Raw genomic sequence first — 6,485 nt, 5'->3', positions numbered from 1 at the left:
AAGAATAAAATGCGATGCATTTTATTCTAATTGCTTACGCAATAACGAAATAACTTGCCCTTTTGGGCAAGTTATTTTTGAACAGTTCCTAAGGCGACAGCAATGCTCAGTTTCAAAAAGAACAGAAAAAACCACGAACTTTTGCTTCGATACTCCAGAATTTATACCTGAATTCTCTTCTCTCCTTTGTTCGTGAGGTTTGTGTGGTTCGTGGTTATTTTAACCGGTAACATTTTAGGCGTTATGGTGTACTATTTATCCGCCAGCAGGGAACGCCCTTTTTTCAAGGCGGCGCCGGGAAACTTCTTATTGATTTCCAGGATGTATTTTTCCAGGTCCCGTTCTTTTTCATTACCGGAATCAAATAATTCCGCCTGAGGACTTGCGCTCTTTGTTTCAAGGTTCATCAGCCCCGCGCCGATTAAGCGTATTCCCCTGCCGGATTGGTATTTCTTACGGAACAGGGCCGAAAGGTGTTCAAACAGTTCGTTCATGGTGCTGACCGGATGGGGAAGGGATTCCCGGGCGCTTTGGGTAGAAAAATCATTATAGCGGATTTTGATAGCGATTGTTCTGCTTTGCCAGTTATCATTAAGCAGCCGGAACATGAGGGTTTGGCAGATAGCAAATAAGGCGGTTTCTATGGTAAATTCATCATACAGATCATAGGGAAAGGTCTGTTCGGCGCTTATGGAACGGGAGGGTCTATCATCAAAGGCTTGGGCCGCTTCCCCCCGAACGGCGCGGTACAAAAAAAGGCCGAAGGCCTTCCCAAAAACTGCGGTGAGGCTTTCCAGGGACAGCCGGTAAATATCTTCGCCGGTTTTAAGCCCATACTGTTTAAATTGTTCCTGGGTTTTTTTCCCCGCCCCCCAAATTTTATCAACCGGCAGGGAACGCATAAAGGGTTCCTCTTCTCCCGGGGCTAGTATAAAGGTCCCATCGGGCTTTGACATTCCCGAGGCGATTTTGGCGACATACTTGTTGGCGGCAAGCCCCAGGGAAACGGTTAAGCCCGTCCGTCCCCGGACGACCGCTTTGATTTTTTTTGCGGTTTCCTCGGGGGGACCGAAAAGCCCGGTGGTCCCGGTTATATCCAAAAAGGCTTCATCAATAGAAATTTGCCTGACCTCGGGGGAGAATTCCGAGAAGATCGCCATGACCTCCGCGGATTTTTCCCGGTACCGTTTCATATTGCCCCGGAGGTATATTCCCGTGGGACAAAGCTCCCAGGCGCGGGCAATGGGCATGGCGGAGTGGACCCCGTATTTCCGCGCCTCATAGGAGGCGGTGGACACCACACTACGGCGGTCTCCGGGAAGGCCGCCGACAATAACCGGCTTTCCGCGGTATTCGGGGTGGTCAAACTGTTCGACCGAAGCGTAAAAAGCGTCCAGATCGGCATGGATATAATACATACGCGCACCATAAAAGAACATCAAGACAGCCGAGCCGGTTCCAAAACCCTGGCCCGCCCGGACCACCGGATTTTGAAACCACCTCAGCCCCTTATATATTCTTACACAGTCGCGAAAAAATATCCACCAAGAACGGACAGGGCAAAAGCATTTACCTTTTAGCCGGGATACACCAAATCATTCTTACCGGTACGGAGAAATTTTTCGGGGGTCCTGGCGGCTGTAAACCCATAGGGTCCCCCCAGAGGGTCCCCCCTATGGGTTTACACCGCCACCCCGCCCTGACTTTTCCCACCGTACCGATAATTTCCTCCGGGTGTATCCCGGCTAGACGCCAAAAATTGCCCTGTCCCCCTTTAAACAGGGGGAAGAGAAGATCCACTGGTGTCATGTAGAACGCCTTGACACCGTAATCCGGGCAATCGACGGCGGTGCCGATCCTTTTAAAACCCCTTTACCGCGCCCCTTCAAAACCAAGTTTGAGGTCATTGATAATGTCGTCAATATGTTCGGTACCGACGGAGAGCCGGATGGTGTTGGGTTTGATTCCCTGTTCCAAGAGGTCCTTTTCGTCCACCTGGGAATGGGTGGTGGAGGCGGGGTGGATCACCAGGGACTTCACGTCGGCCACATTGGCCAAGAGGGAAAAAAGTTTCAGTTGGGCGATAAAGGCCTTGGCAGCTTCGGCACCGCCCTTGATCTCGAAGGTGAAGATCGACGCGCCTCCCTTGGGAAAGTAGCGCCCGTAGAGTTTGTGGTCCCGGTGCTCCGCCAGAGCCGGATGGTTCACCTGCTCGACCTGGGGGTGGTTCTTGAGGAAGTCCACCACCTTGAGGGCGTTTTCCACATGCCGTTCCACCCGGAGGGAGAGGGTTTCCAGGCCCTGGAGGAAGAGGAATGCGTTGAAGGGGGAGAGGGCAGCGCCGGTGTCCCGAAGCAGGGTGGTCCGGGCCTTGATGATGTAGGCCAGATTTTTCACCGCATCGGTAAAGACCACCCCGTGGTAACTGGGATTGGGCTTGGATAGGCCGGGGAACTTGTCGTTTTGCGCCCAGTCGAATTTGCCGGCATCCACCAGGACCCCGCCGATGGAGGTTCCGTGACCGCCGATAAATTTGGTGGCCGAATGCACCACCACGTCCGCCCCATATTCAATGGGCCGCAGGAGGTAGGGGGTGGCAAAGGTGTTGTCCACGATCAGGGGGATCCCGTGTTTGTGGGCAATATCCGCCACAACCTCCACATCCACCACCGAGGCGTTGGGGTTCCCCAGGGTCTCGAAGAATAGGGCCTTGGTATTGGCCTTAATGGCCTTCTCGAAATTTTCAGGATTGCTGCCGTCTATAAAGGTGGTTTCTATCCCTATGTCCTTGAAGGTGTTGGCAAAGAGGTTAAAGGTGCCCCCGTAGATCTGAAAATCCGAAACAATATGATCCCCGGTGCGGGCGATGTTTTGGATGGCGTAGGTGGTGGCTGCGGCCCCGGAGGCGGTGGCCAGGGCGGCAACCCCCTTTTCCAGGGCGGCGATCCGCTGCTCAAACACATCCCAGGTGGGGTTCATGATCCGGGTGTAAATGTTCCCCGGCTCGGTCAGGGCGAAACGCCCCGCAGCCTGGGCCGGGTCCCTAAAAACATAGGACGAGGTTTGATAGATAGGCACCGCCCGGGCGTCCGTGGTGGGATCCGGCTTCTCCTGACCCACATGGATCTGGAGGGTCTCAAATTTGTAATTCTCGTTACTCATAATAAATCTCCTTCTTGCCGCGTTAAATAAAAAATTGCGCCGGGCTCCCTTATCCTGGACGTGGAATACTCCTTCCCCGGATACCGACGAGCTTCCGTATATTTTCCGGTCATTCCCAACGGGACAAACCATGGTACACACCCCGCAGGGGTAGCGCATCTCTTTTCTCAAAAAATGATGATACTTGGCGCATCTATACCGGTCCATATCGGCAATAACCGAATTCGGAATCGTGGTAAACGCGCTGATGGGGCAATTTTTTTTACAAAGCCCGCATTGGATACAAAGTTCCTTTTCCACCAGGGGGTCCGGGGCGATCTCCGCGTCGGTGATCACCGACACAAACCGCACCCGGGGGCCGTACTCCGGCGTTAACAGGCAGTGGTTCGCCCCGATGGTCCCCAGCCCGGCAAAACAAGCGGCGATCACCTGGGAAAAGGCGGCCTCGGGCTTCTCCACCAGGGCCGAAATATCCCCATACCCATCCCGGGGGAAAAAAAACGCCCGGTATCCCAAGGTGTTGAGCAGATTCGCCAGCCGATAGGCCGCCTCATCCAGCAGCCGGTTAGTGGTGTTGTAGAGCTCCGAATAAACCACCGACGGCGTAGTCTCCAGCATGGGAAGAAAGATCTGCACCCCTCCGACGATCACCGTCCGGGACCAGGGCCAAAGGGTCTGGGGATAGAACTTTTCCCGGGGATAGGGGAACTGCCCCCAGCGATCCACGTTGGCGAATCCCAAAAGATTGATCCCCAACCGGTCCGCTTCGCGGGTAATCTTTTTTTTCAGCTCCCGTTTTTCAATCATCGGCCCCCTCCGAATGAATCGGCCCGCCCCGAAGCTCCCCATAAAATAAAGGCAGGCTCCATACCCCGCTAACCAGCTAAAGTCCAATTTCCCGGGAAAAACCACGGATCGCCGCTCCGCGATGCTCCATCATACCGGCAAATTCACAAAAATTATAGCCAATCAGGGCTATTTCAAAATATACATATTATACACATAGGATTAATATGTTATTAAATTACGATAATATGATTTCCCCATTGTGTCAAGGGGACCTACCGCAAATATCAAATTTTTTTTAAAAACCGGCCCTTTTTTCGGTTACGTCCATGGGTACTTACCTAGGTATCACGGTTCAAGGTGGAGTGAACCTTTTGCTCCCTGGACCAGTGAGGCTGTTTCAAAACTGAAGTTTTAAAACAGCCTCAAATAAATGACCTGTTTAGAAAATGGGCCGATCCCCCTGACGGTTCCTTCTAAAGCGCCGGCTGCTTTTTTAATACCGATTGGTCATAGTCCGCCGGGGGCAGATACCCCAAAAGCTGGATGCAGGTGGCCGCGAGGGAACTGATCCCCAAGCCTTCGCGAAGGCCGCCTTCCCCGGCTGTTCGGAAATATTCGCCTTTGTATTCGGGATCATAGATGATACAGGGCACGGGGTTGAGGCTGTGGCTGGTTTTTGCCTTGGGAGTCCCGTCTTCTTTATAAACCACCGCGCCGGTTTTTTTGTTGTGTTCAAACATATCGTCGGAATTGCCGTGGTCCGCGGTGATCACCATTATCCCCCCGGCCTCCTCCACGGCCTTGGCCAGGCGGCCGAGCTGCAGGTCCATCCCCTCCATGGAACAGACCACCGCCTGGTAAACCCCGGTATGGCCCACCATATCCCCGTTGGGGAAGTTGAGCCGGATAAAATCGTATTTTCCCGAACCAAGGGCCTTGAGGACCTGGTCGGTGATCTCGGCGCACTTCATCCAGGGCCGCTGTTCAAAGGGGACCACGTCGCTTTTGATTTCCACATAGTCTTCCAGCTTGTCGTCGAATTTGCCGGTACGGTTGCCGTTGAAAAAATAGGTAACATGGCCGTACTTTTGGGTTTCGGAGATCGCCAGGGTCCGTACCCCGGTGGCGGCCAGGTATTCCCCCATGGTCCGATCAATGGCAGGGGGGCTTACCAGGTAACGCTTGGGCACATGGGTATCTCCGTCGTATTCCATCATCCCTGCGTAACAAACCCGGGGCCGGCGGCCCCGGTCAAATTTGTCGAAGTTGTCTTCCTCAAAGGCCGCGGTGATCTCCAGGGCCCGGTCCCCCCGGAAGTTGAAATAAACCACCGAATCCCCGTCCTCTATGGTACCGATGGGTTTGCCCCCTTCGGCAATAACAAATTCCTTGAGGTCCTGATCGATGATCCCGGGGATCTCCTTACGATAGGTTTCCACCGCTTCCCGGGTACCGGCAAATTGCCGCGCCTTCCCGTGCACATGGGTTTTCCACCCCCGTTCCACCATGGTCCAGTCCGCGCCGTAACGGTCCATGGTGATCCACATCCGGCCGCCCCCGGAGCCGATCCGGGCGTCCAAGCCGTTGGTACTTTCTTCTTTTAAGAAAGCCTCAAAGGGGTCCACATAGTCCAGGGCGCTGGTTTCCCCCACATCCCGGCCGTCAAAAAGCACATGGACCCGGATCCGTTTGACCCCTTCTTTTTTCGCCTGCCGGATCATGGCCTTAAGGTGGTCCAGATGACTGTGGACATTGCCGTCGGAGAAAAGGCCGATAAAGTGAAGGGTGGGCGCCCGGGGAGTTCCCGCCCCCTTGGTAAGCCCGGCGATAATCTCCTGCCAGGCGTGGCCCTGGAACATGGCGCCGGTTTCAATGGCGGTGGAAACCAGGGCCGCCCCCTGGTTAAAAACCCTGCCGCAGCCCATGGCGTTGTGGCCCACCTCACTGTTACCCATATCTTCATCCGAGGGAAGGCCCACTGCTTTTCCGTGGGCTTTTAACTTTACCGTGGGGCTTTTTGCCTTAATCGCGGCGAGATTATACATTTTAGCATCGGCGACCGCATCGCCTTCCTTATATTTACCGTATCCGACACCATCCATAATAACCAAGAGTACCGGACCACGCCGGCCTTTCCAGGCTGGATCTTTTTTAAGGGCTTCTACCATGGGAACTCCTTTATCCGTCAAGCCGGGTTTTCAGCACTGTCCCAGCATCCTATTCTTTAAATATAGCAAATTATACCGGGTTTTAACAGGTGTCTGGGGCCACAGTATGCCCAGTTTCAACAAAGGACAGGAAAAATAGCTACGAACCTCACGGACAAGGAGAGAAATAACCACGAACCACACAAACCACACGAACAAAAGAGAGAATTTAACCACGAAGGCGCATAAGGCGAAGAAGTGAAGAATGAAGAATGTTCCTCACTTCTAACTCCTCCCTCCTCCCTCCTCCCTCCTCTCTTAATTCCCTTATTCGCCTTCTTCGCCTTTGTGGTCAAATTCTCTTCCCGTCTCTTCCTCTTCGTTCGT

General features: G+C 53.7%; 3 protein-coding genes. All 3 read right to left on the bottom strand.

The window, feature by feature from the left end:
- Positions 1 to 251: 251 nt before the first annotated feature.
- Positions 252 to 1,418, bottom strand: a complete 1,167-nt coding sequence (gene dinB / locus LQZ21_RS14725; RefSeq protein WP_411045336.1) for a DNA polymerase IV — start codon at positions 1,416 to 1,418, stop codon at positions 252 to 254.
- A gap of 454 nt (positions 1,419 to 1,872) precedes the next feature.
- Positions 1,873 to 3,969 carry an aminotransferase class I/II-fold pyridoxal phosphate-dependent enzyme gene (locus LQZ21_RS14915; RefSeq protein ID WP_486401697.1) on the bottom strand — a complete coding sequence of 699 codons (2,097 nt, stop codon included), beginning with the start codon at positions 3,967 to 3,969 and terminating at the stop codon, positions 1,873 to 1,875.
- 455 nt (positions 3,970 to 4,424) lie between these two features.
- A complete protein-coding gene (gene gpmI, locus LQZ21_RS14715) occupies positions 4,425 to 6,119 on the bottom strand; it encodes a 2,3-bisphosphoglycerate-independent phosphoglycerate mutase (RefSeq protein WP_411045335.1) in 1,695 nt (564 codons plus the stop codon).
- Positions 6,120 to 6,485 lie beyond the last annotated feature (366 nt).

This window comes from Treponema sp. TIM-1, from assembly GCF_046533115.1.
Taxonomy (GTDB): domain Bacteria; phylum Spirochaetota; class Spirochaetia; order Treponematales; family Breznakiellaceae; genus JAIRMO01.
Note: the sequence above shows the minus strand (reverse complement) of the source record. Positions and strands in the feature narration are given on the sequence as shown.